General features: G+C 53.2%; 15 protein-coding genes and 3 tRNA genes. 14 read left to right on the top strand and 4 right to left on the bottom strand.

Going from position 1 to position 19,038, the window contains the following annotated elements; genetic code table 11:
* Positions 1–4 precede the first annotated feature (4 nt).
* From mscM to rsgA, 3 genes are all read right to left on the bottom strand, one after another.
* Entirely contained in the window at positions 5–3,319 is a 3,315-nt protein-coding gene (gene mscM / locus NNO02_RS01370) for a miniconductance mechanosensitive channel MscM (protein ID WP_271454077.1), read from the bottom strand.
* 17 nt (positions 3,320–3,336) lie between these two features.
* The gene (gene asd / locus NNO02_RS01365) at positions 3,337–4,305 is read right to left on the bottom strand and encodes an archaetidylserine decarboxylase (protein ID WP_271440268.1); all 969 of its coding nucleotides are present in this window, start codon (positions 4,303–4,305) and stop codon (positions 3,337–3,339) included.
* A gap of 92 nt (positions 4,306–4,397) precedes the next feature.
* Entirely contained in the window at positions 4,398–5,450 is a 1,053-nt protein-coding gene (rsgA, locus tag NNO02_RS01360) for a small ribosomal subunit biogenesis GTPase RsgA (protein WP_271454076.1), read from the bottom strand.
* 106 nt (positions 5,451–5,556) lie between these two features.
* On the opposite strand from rsgA, the gene orn reads away from it, so the two are divergent.
* The 4 genes from orn (at position 5,557) to NNO02_RS01340 (ending at position 6,883) form a co-directional block, all read left to right on the top strand.
* Positions 5,557–6,102: an oligoribonuclease gene (orn, locus tag NNO02_RS01355; RefSeq protein ID WP_040232952.1), complete on the top strand. Its 546-nt coding sequence runs from the start codon at positions 5,557–5,559 to the stop codon at positions 6,100–6,102.
* A gap of 241 nt (positions 6,103–6,343) precedes the next feature.
* Positions 6,344–6,419 (top strand) — tRNA-Gly (locus tag NNO02_RS01350).
* 156 nt (positions 6,420–6,575) lie between these two features.
* Positions 6,576–6,651 (top strand) — tRNA-Gly (locus NNO02_RS01345).
* Positions 6,652–6,807: 156 nt separating this feature from the next.
* Positions 6,808–6,883, top strand: a tRNA-Gly gene (locus NNO02_RS01340).
* Between the two features lie 269 nt (positions 6,884–7,152).
* On the opposite strand, the gene queG is transcribed toward NNO02_RS01340, so the two are convergent.
* Entirely contained in the window at positions 7,153–8,292 is a 1,140-nt protein-coding gene (gene queG, locus NNO02_RS01335) for a tRNA epoxyqueuosine(34) reductase QueG (RefSeq protein WP_271454075.1), read from the bottom strand.
* Here queG and nnr point away from each other — a divergent pair.
* From nnr to NNO02_RS01285, 10 genes are all read left to right on the top strand, one after another.
* A complete protein-coding gene (nnr, locus tag NNO02_RS01330) occupies positions 8,291–9,838 on the top strand; it encodes a bifunctional ADP-dependent NAD(P)H-hydrate dehydratase/NAD(P)H-hydrate epimerase (RefSeq protein WP_271454074.1) in 1,548 nt (515 codons plus the stop codon). The genes queG and nnr overlap by 2 nt on opposite strands.
* Positions 9,810–10,271, top strand: a complete 462-nt coding sequence (tsaE, locus tag NNO02_RS01325; protein ID WP_271440272.1) for a tRNA (adenosine(37)-N6)-threonylcarbamoyltransferase complex ATPase subunit type 1 TsaE — start codon at positions 9,810–9,812, stop codon at positions 10,269–10,271. Before nnr ends, tsaE begins: the two co-directional genes overlap by 29 nt.
* Before the next feature lie 16 nt (positions 10,272–10,287).
* Positions 10,288–11,613, top strand: a complete 1,326-nt coding sequence (amiB, locus tag NNO02_RS01320; protein ID WP_271454073.1) for an N-acetylmuramoyl-L-alanine amidase AmiB — start codon at positions 10,288–10,290, stop codon at positions 11,611–11,613.
* Between the two features lie 9 nt (positions 11,614–11,622).
* Entirely contained in the window at positions 11,623–13,485 is a 1,863-nt protein-coding gene (gene mutL, locus NNO02_RS01315) for a DNA mismatch repair endonuclease MutL (RefSeq protein ID WP_271454072.1), read from the top strand.
* On the top strand, positions 13,478–14,428 hold the full coding sequence (miaA, locus tag NNO02_RS01310) for a tRNA (adenosine(37)-N6)-dimethylallyltransferase MiaA (RefSeq protein WP_271440275.1): 951 nt from the start codon (positions 13,478–13,480) through the stop codon (positions 14,426–14,428). Before mutL ends, miaA begins: the two co-directional genes overlap by 8 nt.
* Positions 14,429–14,638: 210 nt before the next feature.
* Entirely contained in the window at positions 14,639–14,947 is a 309-nt protein-coding gene (hfq, locus tag NNO02_RS01305) for an RNA chaperone Hfq (RefSeq protein WP_003025584.1), read from the top strand.
* A 74-nt stretch (positions 14,948–15,021) separates the two neighbouring features.
* Complete coding sequence (gene hflX / locus NNO02_RS01300) at positions 15,022–16,302, top strand: ribosome rescue GTPase HflX (RefSeq protein ID WP_271440276.1); 1,281 nt, start codon at positions 15,022–15,024, stop codon at positions 16,300–16,302.
* A gap of 189 nt (positions 16,303–16,491) precedes the next feature.
* Positions 16,492–17,745 carry an FtsH protease activity modulator HflK gene (gene hflK, locus NNO02_RS01295; RefSeq protein ID WP_271440277.1) on the top strand — a complete coding sequence of 418 codons (1,254 nt, stop codon included), beginning with the start codon at positions 16,492–16,494 and terminating at the stop codon, positions 17,743–17,745.
* 2 nt (positions 17,746–17,747) lie between these two features.
* A complete protein-coding gene (gene hflC / locus NNO02_RS01290; protein ID WP_005122169.1) occupies positions 17,748–18,752 on the top strand; it encodes a protease modulator HflC in 1,005 nt (334 codons plus the stop codon).
* Between the two features lie 83 nt (positions 18,753–18,835).
* Positions 18,836–19,033 (top strand): DUF2065 domain-containing protein, encoded by a 198-nt coding sequence (locus NNO02_RS01285; RefSeq protein WP_005122170.1) that lies wholly within the window; start codon positions 18,836–18,838, stop codon positions 19,031–19,033.
* The last annotated feature ends 5 nt before the right edge of the window (positions 19,034–19,038 follow it).

Raw genomic sequence — 19,038 nt, 5'->3', positions numbered from 1 at the left:
TGCGCTACAAACTTCCCGCCGGACGACTGCTTCTGCCCGCAGAACTTAACGTTCTTCCCGTTTGCTTACCCCCCAGACTTTCCAGACGCATCTGGAACGGCGGGAATGGCATATCAATACCGTGCTCACGGAAGCCTGCCAGAATCAGTTGGTGGATCTCGTGGCGCAGCGGCATACGGTGTCCCATCTCCGCAGCATAGATACGCAGTTCGAAGATCTGAATCCCTTGCTGAAGGTCAACCAGGAAGACTTCCGGAGCAGGTGTGTCGATCACCAGCGAACAGCGGTGTGCGGCGGTAAGCAGGATTTGTGTGACTTCCTCGCTGTTAGCTTCCGACGGCGCCGGGATAGTTAACACGACACGCGTGACCGAGTCAGATAGTGACCAGTTGATAAACTGCTCGGTGATGAACGCTTTGTTGGGCACGATTATCTCTTTGCGGTCCCAGTCGCTGATGGTGGTCGCGCGGGTATTAATTTTCGTCACGCTACCGGTGAGATCGCGAATGGTCACTGTGTCGCCAATACGGATTGGTTTTTCAAACAGGATGATCAGGCCAGAAATAAAGTTGGCGAAGATCTCCTGCAAGCCAAAGCCCAGCCCCACACCGAGAGCCGCTACCAGCCACTGCAGTTTTGACCATTCGATACCAATCATTGAGAAACCCACCAAACCGCCAATCAGCATCAGCAGATATTTGGTGATAGTGGTGATGGCATAACCGGTACCGGGGGTTAAATCCAGGTGTTGTAGCAACGCCAGTTCCAGCAATGCGGGTAGGTTTCGCACCAACTGCGTCGTGATAATAAACACCAGAATCGCAATTAACACCGCACCCAGTGTAATGGGCTCTAAACTTTCTACGCCCTGCACCGTGGAGGTGACATCCCATAGTGAGATATTTTCCAGGAAGCCGAAAGCGGAATGAATTTCTGACCACAGCACGATAACCGAAAGCAGGGCGATGAGCATCAGGATAGAGCGCACCAGGCGCAGTGATTGTGCACTGATCGCATCAAGATCCACTTCGCTTTCGTCAACATCAACGGCCCCTTCGAGGCTGGTTGAGTGTGGCGGCTCTTCCTCACCGCGCGCGCGTTGCGCCAGCATTTCGGCGCGTCGATGCTTGGCACGGTCGAATGCCAGACGGCGACGTTGGATGAGCATCCAACGGCGAATGACGTGATAGACCACCAGTAACAAAAACCAGATTGCTACCGAAGTCTCCAGGCGCGCCAGCAGGGCTTGTGATGTTGCCAGGTAGCCCACAGCTGCTGCGAGAATAGCAATCAGTGGTGCACCCATCAGCATATTCCACAGCATGCTGTTGACCATGTTGTCGCCATTGCCTTCTTTGTCGAGATACAGCGGTATGCCAGCGCGTTTCAGGCTCAGGGTTACGATCGCTAGCGCTCCGCAAATCAGGATAAAGCACAGGCGCCCCAATGAAGCGGAGAATTCCCGGTCATTGAGGTTATCAAACATAATCACCGCCATGATCAGCGGGACAATCAGCCCGATACTCATCAGGTAATAGTGCATGGCCTTCGCGACACGGTTACGCGGCCAGCCAAAGTGCGCAATGAACAGACCGTTGGGGCGTGCGAAGGTGGCGCAAATCATTACCGCCCACAGCATGGGTACCGTTGCGGTAACACCGTCTCCTATCGCGACGGCCAGCGGGTAGGGCCAGGCTTCCTGTAATCCGTAACCCAGTGTTGCCCATAGCACTGGCAGCGGTGAGGCAACAAGTATCGACCAGAATACCGTGCGTATCGTGAGCCAGAAGTGGTCCTGGGTGACTTTACCAACACGCGCTGACGAGCGTTCAAGAAAGCGGGTGAAGTGTTTACGTGAAGAAAGGCTAAACCCAACCAGCACCAGTGCACCGAACAGTGGCAGCAGCGTTTCTTTGCTGGTCAGCATCATGATCGTGGCTTTGCCGAGCTGATTAAATGTATCGAGTGAGATCAGGCGGCGCAGGTCCTGAACAATGTCGACAGGCCAGGAAAGCGAGATGGGGCTGACGTCTGATGTCCAGAACAGATAACGGTGCGTCGCCTCGTTGACCTCTTTCAACGCGTCTTCCAGTTGGCTATTGGAGACTTTTAGCTTAGTGAGCTCGAGGATCAGTGTATCGCCACCCTGTAGCAGTGAGTTCAGTAGTTCACGCTGAGTGCGCAACTGGGCGTTGAGAATGCTGCTCTGCTCAGCGGTTAGTGGTTGTCCGTCGGCCTGGTGAATTTGACGTAATTGCGGCTGCTTGTTGAGGAGATCTTCATAGCGCATGCGGTGTACGCGCAGCTGTGCCATTTCGGTATCTAACTGCTGGGGTTTGGGCATTTCTGGCAGACGAGAAACTTGTGCACGCAGTGCTTCTCCCAGCATATTCGAGACGCCAAGCCATTGTGACTGTTCCCGCAGCGTATTCAGCGCCTGACGTACCTGCAACGTTTGGCTGGTGGCCTGACGCTGCTGGGAGGCGACCAGATCCATACGTTGCGCCTGCTGATTGAGCGCCTGAGACAGCTCACGGTTAACTTTAAACTGGTCAATGATGCCTTCCGGCAATCCTGCGCTGTTTTCTGCCAACAGTTCCGTGCTTTCCAGCGCACGTTCGGCTTCACGCTGGCGCTGGCTGTTGAGTTGGTTGCGTAATGCCTGCAGGTAAGCGTCGAGCTGTTGGCTCTGTTTTTCTGCCAGTTCGGAGCGCATGCGCGCCAGTTCCTGACGGTTGTTTGCGGAAAGCTGAGCCAGCTCCAGTTCATCGACCTGGGCTTTAAGCCTGGCGGATTCTGCCTGCATTGCTTGATTGAGCGCTGAGTTACTGTTGGCTGTACCAAGGCGCCGCTCAATATCATTTAGCTGGCGGCGAGCATCGGTTTGTTGCTGGGGAAGCTGGCTTAACGAGTCGGCGATTTCCCTGGCGCGATCCTGCTCCTGTTGAGCCTGGCGGCTTTTATCCAGTAACTGACTGCTGACCTGAAGGATCTCCTGGTTTAATGCATCCGTCGTGAGGCCGGTCGGTACGCTACGCGGTTCGTCGCGCAGGTTGTTTAGCTGTGCGCGTAACGTGGCGGACAGCTTGGGGAAGTTATCGATAACCTGCTGATATTGTTCAGCACGCTCAAGGGAGCCTTTCCGCTCCTCAAGAGCATTCAGCGCGGACTGGAGCGCCTCAACGGTTTCTGGCTGAGCGGGTTTCGCCGCCTTTGCCTGCTCCAGTTCCTGAGTGAGTTGTTTACTGTCGGGGGCCGTCGCAGCGTACGCCCCCTGGCTGAGGCACCAGGCCATCAGAAAAGTGATAATCAGGCGCACAGCAGCGATTCCTATGGTTAACTTTCGTCTTTTTTGTCTTCAACCAGCGGGCTGGCATCGTGTTCTGCTTCGATCTCTTCTTTCGGCAATGGCACGGGCTCTGCCGCTGGCGTCACGAAGGTCTCGGTCGAGATGGCCATCGGCTGGCCAATTTTGGTTACCGACAGATCCTGCAACTGTGCAACCAGATTAACTTTACCCGGCGCAAACAGGTTGATAACGGTTGAACCGAGTTTAAAGCGGCCCATTTCCTGACCTTTCAGCAGCGCCACAGAGCCTTCGCTTTCGCCTTCCGGCCATGTCCAGCGTTTGATCACGCCTTCACGTGGTGGGGTAATGGTGCCAGCCCATACGGTTTCAATGCTGCCGACGATGGTCGCACCGACCAGAATCTGCACCATCGGGCCAAATTCGGTATCAAACAGGCAAATAACACGTTCGTTGCGGGCAAACAGGTTCGGCACGTTCTGCGCGGTCAGGATGTTCACAGAGAAGAGATCGCCTGGCACGTACATCATTTCTCGCAAGATACCGTTACACGGCATGTGGACGCGGTGGTAATCACGCGGTGAGAGGTAAGTCGTGACAAACGTCCCGTTACGGAATTTATCCGCCATCTGGTAGTTGCCTGCCAGCAGCGCTTCAAGGGTGTAGCTATGCCCTTTGGCCTGCAACAGTTTGTCTTCCTCAATATTACCCAACTGATTAATCACGCCGTCAGCGGGCATGACCAGCACATTGGGATCGGTATTGATCGGGCGTGCATCTTCGCGCAGCGGGCGAACAAAAAAGTCGTTAAAGGTACGATAGCTGGCGGTGTCCGGCTTTTGCGCCTCTTTCATATCGACCTTGTAATATTTCACGAACAGATCGATGACCAGTTTGGTCAACCATCCTGCACGTTTGCTCGCACCCCAACCCGCCAGGCGAGTGAGCCATAGTTTCGGCAGAATGTATTGTAGCGAAAGCTTAAATGAGTTTAACAAGGTAGCCTCCAGGCCATAATTTGTTCCCGATCCGGCATATGGGCCGGATCCTGAAAAAAGGGGGACGATTCTAGCGATGCTTAGCTTAGTTGTCAGTTGTCTGTATCAGAAAAGTTTTTACGCGTTTTTACCTGCGCCATGCTTTCCAGGATGCGGTGATAATTTTCAAACCGAATCTCAGCGATTTTCCCTTCCTCGACAGCTTCACGGATTGCACAGCCCGGATCTGCATCATGTTTACAGTCGCGATACTTGCAATGGCCTAAATAGTCATGAAATTCGACAAAGCCATCAGTGATTTGTTCCGGTTCAAGATGCCACAGCCCAAACTCACGTACACCGGGGGAGTCGATGACATCGCCGCCGTGAGGGAAGTGGTACAGGCGAGAAGCTGTTGTGGTGTGCTGCCCAAGACCTGAGTTGTCGGAGACATCATTGGTCAGGATCTCTTCCTGCAGGCCGAGCAGGTTATTGAGCAGGCTGGATTTGCCTACGCCTGACTGACCAGCAAAGATGCTAATACGATCGGTCAACGCTTCTTCAAGCGGTTTCAGGCCGTCTTTGGTGCGGCTTGAGACCATCAACACGCGATAACCAATGTTGCGATAGATGTCCATCTGCTCGTTAACGAAGGCCATACCTTCGTCGTCCAGCAGATCGATTTTGTTGAGTACGATGATGGGCTCTACGTGCAAGGTTTCGCAAGCCACCAGATAACGGTCGATAATATTCAGTGACAGCTCAGGTAAGATGGCTGAAACAATCACGATTTGATCGATGTTGGCCGCAATGGGTTTCACCCCGTCGTAAAAGTCCGGGCGTGTGAGTACTGAGGTTCGCTCATGTACCGCCTCAACGATCCCTTTAACATTCACGCCCTCTGCTGCCGCTTTACCCGGACGCCAGACTACACGATCGCCGGTAACCAGCGAACGAATGGTACGGCGGATGTTGCAACGGTGAATTTTCCCGTCAGCAGATTCTACGTCGGCATGCATGCCAAAACGGCTGATAACGATGCCTTCAGCGGTCTCGCCAAACAGGTTGTCGTCGTAGTCGGGCTTCTCCGCGGACGTTTTAAGACGACGCTGGTGATTGGCGTTCACGCGGCGCTGTTGGCCTTTGGAGAGTTTATTCTTACTCAATCGGACTGGCTCCTGGTCGCCCATAATGGGCAAAACATTTATGATACACGCAATTTTAGATGAATATAGTCACACTGAATGTGACGTCTGAAGGGTGGAAAATAGCATGAGTGCCAATGAAAACAACCTGATTTGGATCGATCTGGAGATGACAGGTCTGGATCCCGAGCGCGATCGCATTATTGAGATCGCTACGCTAGTGACTGATGCCAACCTGAATATCCTGGCTGAAGGACCGACAATTGCGGTGCATCAGTCTGATGAGCAACTGGCGCTAATGGATGACTGGAACGTACGTACGCATACCGGAAGTGGACTAGTGGAACGCGTAAAAGCGAGCACCATGGGCGATCGTGAAGCCGAGCTGGCAACGCTGGCCTTTTTAAAAGAGTGGGTACCTGAAGGAAAATCACCTATCTGTGGCAACAGCATCGGCCAGGATCGCCGTTTCCTGTTTAAATATATGCCGGAACTGGAGGCGTATTTCCATTATCGCTATCTGGACGTCAGCACGCTTAAAGAGTTGGCCCGTCGCTGGAAACCAGAGATCCTTGATGGCTTCAAGAAACAAGGAACACACCAGGCAATGGACGATATTCGTGAGTCCGTTGCTGAGCTGGCTTACTATCGCGAGCATTTTATTAAGCTTTGATTTTGTGGATGACCGGGTGGCGGTTGTACTCTGCCCGGCCTGCGAATATCGTTCCTGTGCGCTTGCACTGGGGCAGGATTGCCGCTAAATTAGACGACTTGTCGATAAATTCAGCACTTGAGCAGAAAAACGAAAAAATCGCTTTTAGGGGGGTTGCAGCTAAACGGATTTCTCGTATAATGCGCCTCCCGTAACGACAGAGAATTACACGTTACGGCAGCAACAAAAGAAGTACAAATTTGCGGGAATAGCTCAGTTGGTAGAGCACGACCTTGCCAAGGTCGGGGTCGCGAGTTCGAGTCTCGTTTCCCGCTCCAAAATTTGAAAGTGCTTATTAAGCACAGACCACCAATCGCAGGATTTCGAATTGCGACAAGGCGGCAACTGAATGAGTCCTCAGGAGCTTACAAAAGTAAGTGACTTAGGTGAATGAAGGCAGCCAACGCAGTAGCGGTTCGAAAGACGAAGATTATGCGGGAATAGCTCAGTTGGTAGAGCACGACCTTGCCAAGGTCGGGGTCGCGAGTTCGAGTCTCGTTTCCCGCTCCAAAATTTGAAAGTGCTTGTTAAGCACAGACCACCAATCGCAGAATTTCGAATTGCGGCAAGGCGGCAACTGAATGAGTTCTCAGGAGCTTACAAAAGTAAGTGAGTTAGGCGAATGAAGGCAGCCAACGCAGTAGCGGTTCGAAAGACGAAGATTATGCGGGAATAGCTCAGTTGGTAGAGCACGACCTTGCCAAGGTCGGGGTCGCGAGTTCGAGTCTCGTTTCCCGCTCCAAATTCTTATCTCAATAAAAATATCCACAACGTAGTGTCGCGTTGGGGACGTTTTCGTTCGCCATTGACATACTTCTGTAAACAGACTTATCCACAGGTCGAAGCATCATTCCTTGAATGCAAATAACTTCGCCGGGTGAATAATATCTTTGTAACCAATTGAAATTGTTAAACTAATTATCATTTCAAATTGTTAATGCGATCACTTGACGATTTTTTCCCTCTTGAATATCAATGTGTTTTTATTTTTATACACAAGCTGTGGATGATTTAAGCATCGCGCGGCAATCCTTTTTCAACGACCCTGACCAGGCGTTGTTTCTTCGGTAACTGTACTTCCACTACGCAGGCATTTCGCCTCTCAATTTGCCGGGCAACCGCCCATGATATGTGCTCGTCGAGAAGTGGGTGCTCACCTCTGCGGGTTTCCAGCGCATTGATTATGGTTTCATCCCAGGGGGCATTTCCCAGTGCAACGGCGATATTCCGCAACCAGCGCAGATGGCCAATACGACGAATGGCAGATCCCTCCGTGACTTTCAAAAACCACGCCTCGCTCCAGCTAAACAACTCAATTAACTCTGGGGCATGAAGCTGCTTGCGCGGATTGAAGTCATCCTCTGCCGTCAACTGCGAATAGCGATTCCACGGGCAGATGAGCTGGCAGTCATCGCAGCCATAGATGCGGTTCCCCAGTAGCGGACGAAACTCTTCCGGGATCGCGCCTTCCAGTTCGATCGTGAGATAAGAGATACAGCGGCGCGCATCCACCGTGTAGGGTTCAACGATAGCGCCGGTAGGACAAATGGTCATACAGGCCACGCATTTGCCGCATCCTTCTTCGACTGGCTTATCAACCGGGAGAGGCAAATCGATCAGTAACTCACCGAGAAAGAAGAATGAGCCAGCCTCACGGTTGAGGATAAGTGAGTGCTTACCCGTCCAGCCAAGCCCGGCTTTTTCCGCCAGTGGACGCTCAAGAATGGGCGCTGAATCGACAAAAGGTCTAAAATTCAGCGAAGCGCAGTGCTGTTGAATCATCTCGCCCAGCTTTTTTAAGCGGTTACGTAGCAACTTATGGTAGTCACGTCCAAGCGCGTAACGGCTGACGTAACCCAGAGAGGGGTTTTTCAACGTGCTGGCAAAGGCCGCGTTGGCAGGAAGATAGTTCATTCGCACGCTGATAACGCGTAATGTACCGGGCAATAATTCATGAGGTCGGGCGCGCATCATGCCGTGACGGGCCATCCAGTCCATCTCGCCGTGATAGTGTTTATCCAGCCAGGCCTGCAGTTTGGGTTCGGCTTCGCTGAGGTCGGTATCGGTAATACCGACCTGCTGAAAGCCAAGTTCCAGCCCCCACTGTTTAATATTTTGCGCTAACTGATTGAGATCGAGGGGCTCTGACATGACGGACCATACAATGAAGAAAAACCCCGCAAGTATACCACACTCCATCTGGCACGCCGATGACATCAAACGGATGGAACGAGAGGCGGCAGACAACTTAGGGCTGACGCTTTATGAACTGATGCTGCGTGCGGGAGAGGCTGTGTTTCAGGCTACCCGGAACGTATATCCGCACGCTCAACACTGGCTGGTGCTATGCGGCCACGGTAACAATGGCGGTGATGGGTATGTGGTGGCAAGACTCGCTAAAGCGCTGGGTATTGATGTCACATTGCTGGCGCAGGAGAGCGATAAAACGCTTCCCGAGGAAGCACAGCAGGCGCGCGATGCCTGGCTTAATGCGGGGGGCGTCATCCATTCTACAGATATCGTCTGGCCAGGTCGTGTGGATGTCATTATCGACGCGCTGTTGGGGACCGGTTTAAAACAGGCTCCGCGCGAACCTCTCCGGACGCTGATTGAGCATGCCAATACCCATCCTGCCCCCATCGTCGCCGTAGACATTCCTTCTGGTCTGCTGGCACAAACAGGAGCGACACCGGGGGCGGTGATAAACGCAGCGCATACCGTCACCTTTATTGCGTTGAAACCAGGGCTGTTAACTGGCAAAGCGCGCGATGTTACCGGACATCTGCACTTTAACGCGCTTGGGTTGGACGCCTGGCTTGCCAGGCAAGATGCGCCGATTCAGCGTTATGAAGCCTCGCAGCTTGCGCATTGGTTAACACCACGTCGACCTACCTCACACAAAGGTTCCCATGGTCGGTTGGTCATTATTGGCGGTGACCACGGCACGGCGGGTGCCATTCGTATGGCCGGTGAAGCGGCGCTGCGTGCGGGGGCTGGATTGGTCAAAGTACTGACGCGCAGTGAAAATATCGCCCCCATTTTGACTGCCCGACCGGAACTCATGGTCGATACGCTAACGCCAAAGACGCTGGAAGAGGGTTTGGTGTGGGCGGATGTCGTGGTGATTGGTCCTGGTCTTGGACAGCAGGAGTGGGGCAAAAAAGCAATGCAAAAGGTCGAGAATTTTCGCAAACCGATGCTCTGGGATGCCGATGCGCTTAACCTGCTGGCAATCAATCCCGATAAACGTCACAATCGCGTGATCACGCCGCATCCGGGTGAGGCAGCACGGCTGCTGGGTTGTTCCATTGCAGAAATTGAGGACGATCGCTTACTTTGTGCACAACGTCTGGTAAAACGGTACGGGGGTGTGGTGGTGCTGAAAGGCGCGGGGACGGTTGTCGCCTCTGAACAGGCTGCATTGAGTATTATTGATGCCGGTAATGCCGGAATGGCCAGCGGCGGGATGGGGGATGTGCTTTCCGGTATTATTGGCGCATTGCTCGGACAGAAGCTTACCCCGTATGATGCAGCGTGTGCGGGATGTGTTGCGCATGGTGCGGCGGCGGATGTACTGGCAGCGCGTTTTGGTATGCGCGGCATGCTGGCGACAGATCTCTTTACCACGCTACAGCGTATTGTTAACCCTGATGTGATTGACGTTTATCATGATGAATCGAGTAATTCCACTACCTGATGAGCAGGCAACTTTAGACCTGGGACAGCGGGTAGCCAAAGCCTGTGACGGCGCGACGGTTATTTATTTATATGGCGACCTGGGGGCGGGTAAAACGACCTTCAGTCGGGGATTTCTGCAGGCGTTAGGTCACAAAGGTAATGTAAAAAGCCCGACCTACACACTGGTCGAACCCTATGCGCTCGATAATTTAATGGTCTATCACTTCGACCTGTATCGCCTTGCGGACCCGGAGGAGCTGGAATTTATGGGGATCCGCGATTATTTTGCCAATGATGCCATCTGCCTGGTGGAATGGCCGCAACAAGGTAAAGGTGTACTGCCAGACCCGGACGTCGAAATACACATTGAATATCAGGCGCAAGGTCGTGAGGCGCGCGTAAGTGCGGTCTCCTCATCGGGTGATTTATTGCTGGCGCGTTTGGCCGATTAACCTTAAGGGTGGCGGGATGATTTATCGCATCAGAAACTGGCTGATGGCAACCCTGGTCCTGCTGTGCGCGCAGGCAGGGGCCGCCAGCCTCTCCGATCTTCAGGTTTCCAATGGCGATCAACAGGCGCGGATTACGCTGAGCTTTATCGGTGAGCCGGAATACGCTGTGTCACAGGAGGGGAAACGAACGGTCACGCTGGATATTAAACAAACCGGTGTGATTCAGGGATTACCACTGCTGTTCAGCGGCAATAATCTGGTGAAGGCGATCCGTTCGGGTACGCCAAATGATGCCCAGTCTCTGCGGCTGGTTGTCGATTTAACCGAAAACGGAAAAGCAGAAGCCGTAAAACGACAAAACGGTGGCAATTACACCGTTGTGTTTACGATTAAAGCGGATGCGCCGCCACCGCCGCCACCTGTGGTGGTCAAGCGTGTCGAGGCACCGGTTGTTGCTCCGCGCCCCGTTGAGCCAGCACGTAATCCGTTTAAAGCAGAAAATGATCGCACCACCGCGGTGACCAGCAGCAATACGGCCACGAGACCGGCAGCTCAGGCTCGCGTCAGCAACGGCGATAAAGTTGTTATTGCTATCGATGCCGGGCACGGCGGACAGGACCCAGGGGCGATCGGCCCTGGTGGTACACGCGAGAAAAACGTCACTATTGCCGTGGCGCGTAAACTACGCAGTTTGCTGAATGATGACCCGATGTTTAAAGGCGTACTCACCCGCGATGGCGATTACTTCATCTCGGTGATGGGGCGTTCCGACGTAGCGCGTAAACAAAATGCCAACTTCCTGGTCTCTATTCATGCGGATGCCGCACCAAACCGCGATGCGACAGGCGCTTCCGTATGGGTGCTGTCAAACCGTCGTGCCAACAGTGAAATGGCCGGTTGGCTGGAGCAGCACGAGAAACAGTCGGAACTGCTGGGCGGCGCGGGTGATGTGCTGGCTAACAGCCAGTCTGACCCCTATCTCAGTCAGGCCGTACTGGACCTGCAGTTCGGTCATTCGCAACGTGTCGGCTATGATGTGGCGACCAGCATGATCGGTCAGTTAGAACGTATTGGTTCGATGCATAAACGCCGCCCGGAACACGCCAGCCTTGGCGTATTGCGCTCGCCGGATATCCCGTCAGTCCTGGTCGAAACCGGTTTTATCAGCAACAACAGCGAAGAACGGCTGTTGGCAAGCGATGATTACCAGCAGCAGCTGGCCGAGGCGATTTACAAAGGACTGCGTAACTATTTCCAGGCGCATCCGATGCAAACCGGCCCACAGGGCGCACCGGCGCAAACTGCCAGTGCCGTATCGCCTGGCAGCACGTTAACAAACTAAGGATTAGCCATGCCGATTCAGGTTCTACCGCCACAGCTGGCGAACCAGATTGCCGCAGGCGAGGTGGTGGAACGACCTGCGTCGGTGGTTAAAGAGCTGGTAGAAAACAGCATCGATGCGGGTGCAACGCGTATCGATATTGATATCGAACGCGGTGGGGCGAAGCTTATCCGTATTCGTGACAACGGTTGTGGGATTAAAAAAGACGAGCTGGCGCTGGCGCTGGCGCGTCACGCCACCAGTAAAATTGCCTCGCTTGATGATCTCGAAGCGATTGTAAGCCTTGGATTTCGTGGAGAGGCACTGGCGAGTATCAGCTCGGTTTCCCGTTTAACACTGACATCGCGTACGCAAGAACAACCCGAAGCCTGGCAGGCCTATGCTGAAGGGCGTGACATGGATGTGACGGTTAAACCCGCTGCGCATCCGGTGGGTACCACGCTGGAAGTACTGGATCTGTTTTACAACACGCCAGCACGACGCAAGTTTATGCGCACGGAGAAAACGGAATTTAACCACATCGACGAAATTATCCGCCGCATTGCGTTGGCGCGTTTCGATGTGACGATTAATCTGTCGCACAACGGCAAAATGGTGCGCCAGTATCGTGCTGTCGCGGCGGATGGACAAAAAGAGTGCCGACTGGGTGCTATTTGCGGGACACCGTTTCTGGAGCATGCTCTGGCGATTGAATGGCAGCATGGCGATTTGGCGCTGCGCGGCTGGGTGGCCGATCCGAACCACACGACGGCGGCGCTGGCGGAAATCCAGTATTGCTATGTGAATGGCCGGATGATGCGCGATAGACTGATCAACCATGCCATTCGCCAGGCTTGTGAAGATAAGCTGGGCGCCGATCAGCAACCCGCATTTGTACTGTATCTGGAAATTGACCCGCATCAGGTGGATGTCAACGTGCATCCAGCCAAACATGAGGTACGCTTTCACCAGTCTCGTCTGGTGCATGATTTTATTTATCAAGGGGTGTTAAGCGTCCTGCAACAGCAGTTGGAAACCTCGCTGCCGTTGGTTGATGACGAAGAACTCGCCCCGAGACACATCCCGGAAAATCGCGTGGCGGCAGGGCGTAACCATTTTGCCGAACCTGCGCCAGCGCGTGAACCTGCTACTCCCCGTTATTCTGCCTCTTCCAGTAGCGGGAGTGGTCGCCAGGGGCAGGCAAGCGCCAGTTGGCCGCATGCCCAGCCTGGATATCAAAAGCAGCAGGGCGAAATTTATCAGCGCCTGCTGCAGACACCGGCTCCGATGCACAAACCACCGGTCGCTGAAACACCGACGGTACCTCTTACCGGCAACAGTCAGGGGTTTGGACGGGTGCTGACTATCGTAGGGACAGACTGTGCATTACTGGAAAGCGATGGCCAGATTCGGCTGCTGGCGTTACCTGTTGCGGAACGGTGGTTGCGTCAGGCGCAGCTTACGCCTGGGCAGGGTCCTGTTTGCGCTCAGCCACTGCTGATCCCGTTGCGTCTAAAAGTCACCGCAGGTGAAAAAGCAGCGTTGCAAAAAGGACAAAGCCAACTGGCCGATTTGGGGATTGAATTTCAGCTGGATGCGCAGCATGTGACCATCCGAGCGGTGCCTTTACCCTTACGCCAACAAAATTTACAAATCTTGATTCCTGAACTGATAGGCTACCTGGCGCAGCAAACCGTATTCGAAGCGGGCAACATTGCGCAGTGGATTGCACGTAACCTGATGAGCGAGCATCCGCAGTGGAGCATGGCCCAGGCGATTACGCTGTTGGCGGATGTTGAGCGGCTATGCCCACAACTCGTGAAGGCGCCGCCGGGTGGTCTGTTACAACCTGTTGATTTACATTCGGTAATGAACGCCCTGAAACATGAGTGATACCTGTAAGGCGAGCCTGCCAAAGGCAATTTTTTTAATGGGGCCGACGGCCTCCGGTAAAACGGCATTAGCAATTGAATTGCGTAAAGTTTTGCCTGTAGAGTTGATAAGCGTTGATTCCGCCCTTATTTACAAGGGGATGGATATTGGCACCGCGAAGCCTGATGCTGATGAATTGAAGGCCGCACCACACCGATTGCTGGATATTCGTGATCCGGCGCAAGCGTATTCTGCAGCGGATTTTCGTCGCGATGCGCTAGCCGAGATGGCCGATATCACCGCAGCGGGGCGTATCCCGCTGTTAGTGGGTGGCACAATGTTATATTTCAAAGCGTTGCTTGAAGGGTTGTCACCGTTACCGTCGGCGGACTCGGAGGTCAGGGCCAGAATCGAGCAGCAGGCGGCAGAGCTTGGATGGGACGCGTTACACCGACAGCTTCAGGAGATTGACCCGGTAGCTGCGGCGCGGATTCATCCAAATGATCCGCAAAGACTTTCCCGGGCACTGGAAGTTTTTTTCATTTCGGGTAAAACTTTAACGGAGCTGACGCAAACGTCAGGAGATGCTTTGCCGTATGAGGTGCACCAGTTTGCGATCGCTCCGGCGAGCCGTGAATTGCTCCATCAGCGAATTGAGCAGCGTTTTCATCAGATGTTAGCTTCAGGTTTTGAAGCAGAAGTCCGGGCGCTTTTTGCCCGAGGAGATTTGCATACGGATTTGCCTTCCATTCGTTGTGTAGGGTATCGCCAGATGTGGTCATACATTGAAGGCGAAATTTCATACGATGAAATGGTTTATAGAGGTGTTTGCGCCACGAGGCAGTTAGCGAAGCGGCAGATAACCTGGTTGCGTGGTTGGGAAGGGGTGCACTGGCTTGACAGTGAAAAGCCTGACCAGGCGCGAAACGAAGTATTACAGGTTGTTGGTGCTATCGCGAACTGAATGTGTACAATTGAAACGTATCGTGCGCAATTTTTCAGAACCATAAGGTTCAATACGCAAAGTCATTCAAGTTGCATCAAGGCAGCAAGAGAGTGAATCCCCAGGAGCTTACTCAAGTAAGTGACAGGGGTGAACGAACGTCGCTAACGTAGAGGCAACCTGAAGGATGAAGCGTATTAAGTACAAATAAGCATATAAGGAAAAGAGAGAATGGCTAAGGGGCAATCTTTACAAGATCCGTTCCTGAACGCACTGCGTCGGGAACGTGTTCCAGTTTCTATTTATTTGGTGAATGGTATTAAGCTGCAAGGTCAAATCGAGTCTTTTGATCAGTTCGTGATCCTGTTGAAAAACACGGTCAGCCAGATGGTTTATAAGCACGCGATTTCCACTGTTGTCCCGTCTCGCCCGGTTTCTCATCACAGCAATAATGCCACCGGCGGCACTGGCAGCAACTACCATCACGGTAGCAACGCGCAGGGTTCATCAGCGCAACAGGACAGCGAAGAAACCGAATAAGGTTTTAGGCTGTTTTACACACGGGGAGCCAGAGATCCTGCGTTCCCCGTTGATATATATTGAGGGGTTGACGCTTGTTTGACCGTTATGATGCCGGTGAGCAGGCGGTACTGGTACACATCTATTTTTCGCAAGACAAAGATATGGAAGACCTCCAGGAGTTTGAATCTCTGGTTTCTTCCGCCGGTGTCGAAGCAATGCAGGTGATTACCGGGAGCCGTAAAGCACCGCACCCGAAGTTTTTTGTTGGTGAAGGTAAGGCAATCGAAATTGCCGAAGCCGTAAAAGCGACTGGCGCTGCGGTGGTGATTTTTGATCATGCTCTAAGCCCTGCCCAGGAACGTAACCTGGAACAGTTATGCCAGTGTCTTGTTATCGACAGGACTGGTCTCATTTTAGATATTTTTGCCCAGCGTGCGCGGACCCATGAGGGTAAGTTGCAGGTTGAGCTGGCGCAGTTGCGCCATATGGCTACACGCCTGGTCCGTGGCTGGACTCACCTTGAAAGGCAAAAAGGCGGGATTGGTTTGCGTGGTCCGGGTGAAACCCAGCTCGAAACTGACCGTCGTTTGCTGCGTAATCGCATTTTGCAAATACAGTCGCGCCTGGAAAAAGTTGAAAAGCAACGTGAGCAGGGGCGGCAGTCGCGCAAGAAAGCGGATGTCCCAACCGTATCACTGGTGGGATATACCAACGCCGGAAAATCCACCCTGTTCAACCAGATAACCGAAGCTCGGGTCTACGCAGCGGATCAACTGTTCGCGACCCTGGACCCAACGCTGCGCCGCATAGACGTTGCGGATGTCGGTGAAACCGTGCTGGCGGATACTGTAGGGTTTATCCGTCATTTGCCGCACGACCTGGTGGCGGCGTTTAAGGCCACTTTGCAGGAGACTCGTCAGGCGACCTTGCTGTTGCACGTTATTGATGCGGCAGATTTTCGTGTGCAGGAAAACATTGAGGCCGTCGACACGGTTCTTGAAGAGATCGATGCAAATGAAATCCCGACGCTGCTGGTAATGAATAAGATCGATATGCTGGATGATTTTGAACCGCGTATCGACAGAGATGAAGAGAATAAACCCATTCGCGTGTGGGTCTCAGCGCAAACGGGAATTGGCATACCACAGCTTTTTCAGGCTTTGACAGAGCGACTTTCCGGTGAGGTTGCGCAACATACGTTGCGTCTGCCGCCGCAGGAAGGGCGACTGAGAAGCCGGTTTTACCAACTTCAGGCAATAGAGAAAGAGTGGATGGAGGAAGACGGTAGCGTAGGTCTGCAAGTACGTATGCCGATCGTAGACTGGCGTCGCCTCTGTAAACAAGAACCGGCACTGGAAGACTATGTTGTCTGACCTGACGGATATGGCCTGAAGATTTTTTCGCCTCTATTCCTCGTGGATTTTATGCGGCAGGAAGGCGGCAAGTCCTGAAATCTCCAGGCACATAGTCAACTATGTGACTGGGGTTGAAAGACGTAGCCAACGCATCTGCAGCGCAAAAGACGCAGGTATAGCATCGCATAACAAATATGGAGCACAAAAATGGCGTGGAATCAGCCCGGTAATAACGGACAAGACCGCGACCCCTGGGGAAGCAGCAAACCTGGCGGCAACCCTGAGGGAAATGGAAATAAAGGTGGTCGCGATCAGGGACCTCCCGATCTGGATGATATCTTCCGCAAACTGAGTAAAAAACTCGGTGGTTTGGGCGGCGGTAAAGGTACTGGCTCTGGCGGTGGTAGTTCATCACAAGGCCCGCGTCCGCAACTGGGCGGCCGAGTCTTTACTATCGCAGCGGCAGCTATCGTCATTATCTGGGCGGCTAGCGGTTTCTACACCATTAAAGAAGCGGAACGTGGCGTGGTGACACGCTTCGGTAAATTCAGCCATCTGGTTGAGCCGGGTCTGAACTGGAAACCGACCTTTATCGACGAAGTGACTCCGGTCAACGTTGAAGCTGTGCGTGAACTTGCCGCATCCGGCGTGATGCTGACATCAGACGAAAACGTCGTGCGCGTTGAAATGAACGTGCAGTACCGTGTGACCGATCCGCAGCGTTACCTGTTCAGCGTAACCAGCGCGGATGACAGTCTGCGTCAGGCAACTGACAGCGCCCTGCGTGGGGTCATCGGTAAATACACCATGGATCGTATCCTGACCGAAGGGCGTACCGTTATTCGTAGCGATACCCAGCGTGAACTGGAAGAAACCATTCGTCCGTACAATATGGGTATCACCCTGCTGGACGTCAACTTCCAGGCTGCACGTCCGCCGGAAGAGGTAAAAGCGGCGTTTGATGATGCTATCGCAGCGCGTGAAAATGAGCAGCAGTACATCCGTGAAGCAGAAGCGTATACCAACGAAGTTCAGCCACGTGCAAACGGTCAGGCGCAGCGTATTCTGGAAGAAGCGCGTGCGTATAAGACCCAGACCATCCTGGAAGCACAGGGTGAAGTGGCTCGCTTCGCAAAAATTCTGCCGGAATATAAAGCCGCACCGCAGATTACTCGCGAGCGTCTGTATATCGAAACCATGGAAAAAGTGCTGAGCCATACCCGTAAAGTACTGGTTAACGATAAGGGCAGTAATCTGATGGTTCTACCGTTGGATCAGATGCTGAAAGGCGGTACTGCGCCAGCAGCTAAGACTGACAGCAGTTCAAATCTGCTGCGTCTGCCACCGGCAACGTCTTCCAGCACTGGAGCAAGCAACACCTCGTCCACCAGTCAGGGCGATATTATGGACCAACGCCGCGCGAATGCGCAGCGTAACGACTACCAGCGTCAGGGGGAATAACGATGCGTAAGTCAGTTATTGCGATTATTATCATCGTTCTGGTAGTTCTGTTCATGTCTGTCTTTGTGGTCAAAGAAGGCGAGCGCGGTATTACCCTGCGCTTTGGTAAAGTTCTGCGTGACGATGACAACAAGCCGCTGGTCGTTGCACCAGGCCTGCACTTCAAGATTCCGTTTATTGAATCCGTGAAGATGCTGGATGCGCGTATTCAGACCATGGACAACCAGGCCGATCGCTTTGTGACCAAAGAGAAGAAAGACCTGATCGTTGACTCCTACATCAAGTGGCGCATCAGTGACTTTAGCCGCTACTACCTGGCAACGGGCGGTGGCGATGTTTCTCAGGCAGAAGTGCTGTTGAAACGTAAGTTCTCTGACCGTCTGCGTTCTGAAATCGGTCGCCTGGACGTGAAAGATATCGTTACCGATTCCCGCGGTCGTTTGACTCTGGAAGTCCGTGATGCGTTGAACTCCGGTTCTGCTGGCACAGAAGATGAAGTCGCGACTCCGGCGGCGGATAGCGCGATTGCCGAAGCGGCTGAACGTGTGCAGGCTGAAACGAACGGTAAAGTCCCGGTCATCAACCCGAACAGTATGGCGGCACTGGGTATCGAAGTGGTCGATGTGCGTATCAAGCAAATCAACCTGCCAGCTGAAGTGTCCGAGGCTATTTACAACCGTATGCGCGCTGAGCGTGAAGCGGTAGCACGTCGCCATCGTTCACAGGGTCAGGAAGAAGCGGAAAAACTGCGTGCAACAGCGGACTATGAAGTCACTAAAACGCTGGCAGAGTCTGAGCGTCAGGGCCGCATTATGCGCGGTGAAGGCGATGCAGAAGCCGCTAAACTGTTTGCCGATGCGTTCAGTCAGGATCCTGACTTCTACGCCTTCATCCGTAGCCTGCGCGCTTACGAGAAGAGCTTCGAAGGAAACCAGGATGTCATGGTCATGAGCCCGGACAGCGATTTCTTCCGTTACATGAAGACGCCGAATAGCGCAACACGCTAAAATAGTTCCAGCGGTTTTAGACCAGCAAAACCACCGGTATCCCCAGGGATACGGTGGTTTTCTTTTTTATATAAGGACGACGGATGAATTCAACAATTTTGCTGGCGCTCGCGCTGGTTTTGGTGCTGGAAGGCTTGGGTCCTATGCTGTATCCCCGCGCCTGGAAGAAAATGATCTCGGCGATGGCACAACTTCCTGAAAATATTTTGCGTCGTTTTGGTGGAGGTCTTGTGGTCGCGGGCGTTGTCGTCTACTACATGTTGAGGAAAACGATTGGCTGATCAAT

It is taken from the genome of Citrobacter sp. Awk 2, assembly GCF_028069815.1.
In the GTDB taxonomy this organism is placed as follows: domain Bacteria; phylum Pseudomonadota; class Gammaproteobacteria; order Enterobacterales; family Enterobacteriaceae; genus Citrobacter.
Note: the sequence above shows the minus strand (reverse complement) of the source record. Positions and strands in the feature narration are given on the sequence as shown.

Excerpts from the sequence above, each read along its gene's own strand:
- orn (WP_040232952.1), top strand. The coding sequence starts at position 5,557 with ATGAGTGCCAATGAAAACAACCTGATTTGGATCGATCTGGAGATGACA.
- nnr (WP_271454074.1), top strand. The coding sequence starts at position 8,291 with ATGACGGACCATACAATGAAGAAAAACCCCGCAAGTATACCACACTCC.
- queG (WP_271454075.1), bottom strand. The coding sequence starts at position 8,292 with ATGTCAGAGCCCCTCGATCTCAATCAGTTAGCGCAAAATATTAAACAG.
- tsaE (WP_271440272.1), top strand. The coding sequence starts at position 9,810 with ATGATGAATCGAGTAATTCCACTACCTGATGAGCAGGCAACTTTAGAC.
- amiB (WP_271454073.1), top strand. The coding sequence starts at position 10,288 with ATGATTTATCGCATCAGAAACTGGCTGATGGCAACCCTGGTCCTGCTG.
- mutL (WP_271454072.1), top strand. The coding sequence starts at position 11,623 with ATGCCGATTCAGGTTCTACCGCCACAGCTGGCGAACCAGATTGCCGCA.
- miaA (WP_271440275.1), top strand. The coding sequence starts at position 13,478 with ATGAGTGATACCTGTAAGGCGAGCCTGCCAAAGGCAATTTTTTTAATG.
- hfq (WP_003025584.1), top strand. The coding sequence starts at position 14,639 with ATGGCTAAGGGGCAATCTTTACAAGATCCGTTCCTGAACGCACTGCGT.
- hflK (WP_271440277.1), top strand. The coding sequence starts at position 16,492 with ATGGCGTGGAATCAGCCCGGTAATAACGGACAAGACCGCGACCCCTGG.
- hflC (WP_005122169.1), top strand. The coding sequence starts at position 17,748 with ATGCGTAAGTCAGTTATTGCGATTATTATCATCGTTCTGGTAGTTCTG.
- NNO02_RS01285 (WP_005122170.1), top strand. The coding sequence starts at position 18,836 with ATGAATTCAACAATTTTGCTGGCGCTCGCGCTGGTTTTGGTGCTGGAA.